The organism is Ruegeria sp. AP7 (genome assembly GCF_056539905.1).
Genome location: NZ_JBQFVT010000042.1, coordinates 1 through 1,148, shown reverse-complemented (window position 1 = coordinate 1,148; position 1,148 = coordinate 1). Strand labels below are relative to the sequence as shown.

1 protein-coding gene is annotated in these 1,148 nt (G+C 51.6%); it reads left to right on the top strand.

What is annotated here, in order from left to right; all coding sequences use genetic code 11:
- A partial coding sequence (locus ACR0KN_RS22445; protein ID WP_480656698.1) for a PA14 domain-containing protein occupies positions 1–1,148 on the top strand: 1,148 nt, incomplete at both ends.

Sequence of the window (1,148 nt, the reverse complement as noted above, 5' to 3'; positions counted from 1 at the left end):
ACTGGGTAGACGGTCTTTCGGAGATCGATTTTGATGCAGCACCCACAGCAACAGGGACGGTTGATCAGATTTACTCACGGGGGAGAGAAGCCTTCTGGGAGGGCGGGCCTCAGGATATGTTTGCAGCTCGTTATAACGGGTATGTCAACATCCAGAAGGCCGGTACTTATACGTTCTATCTAACTTCTGACGATGGCTCCGCACTCTATATCGACGGCAAACCTGTCATTGATAACGATGGTTTGCATGCAGCGGTAGAGCAATCCGTAACACTTGAGTTAGGCGCCGGAGCTCATGAGATCGAGCTGCTATACTATGAATGGGGTGGCGGTCAGGTTTTGGAGCTGGAATGGGAAGGCCCTGATACTGACGGCAAAAGGGAAATCCTAAACGGTAGTGCTCTAACTCAAAATCCAATTACCAGTGACGACAACACCGGCAGCGGTGACGACAACACAGGTAGTGGTGACGACAACACAGGCAGCGGTGACGACAACACAGGCAGCGGTGACGACAACACAGGCAGCGGTGACGACAAAAGCTTAATTGGAAAGCCTGGCCTGCAAGCCTCGTACTATATTATCACTGACTGGGTTAACGGTTTGTCGGACATTGACTTCTCGGCCACCCCAGAAACAACTGAGATAGTTGAAATAGTTAAATTCTCATCTGGAACAGATGCGTTTTGGGAGGGCGGGCCGCAAGATATGTTTGCAGCTCGTTATAACGGGTATATCAACATCCAGGAGGCCGGGACTTATACGTTCTATCTAACTTCTGATGATGGCTCCGCACTCTATATCGATGGTAAACCCGTTATTAATAACGATGGCTTGCATGCACGGCTAGAGCAGACCGTAACACTTGAGTTAGCAGCCGGAGCTCATGAGATCGAACTGCTTTACTATGAATGGGGTGGCGGTCAGGTTCTGGAGCTGGAATGGGAAGGCCCTGATAGCAACTGGACTCGTGATGCTCTAACTTCCGATCACCTCAGCTATGGCGGCCCTAGCGACAGCGCAGACAGCGGTGATGACAACACCGGCAGTGGTAACGGCAACACCGGCAGTGGTAACGGCAACACCGGTAGTGGTGATGACAACACCGGCAGTGGTAACGGCAACACCGGTAGTGGTGATGACAACACC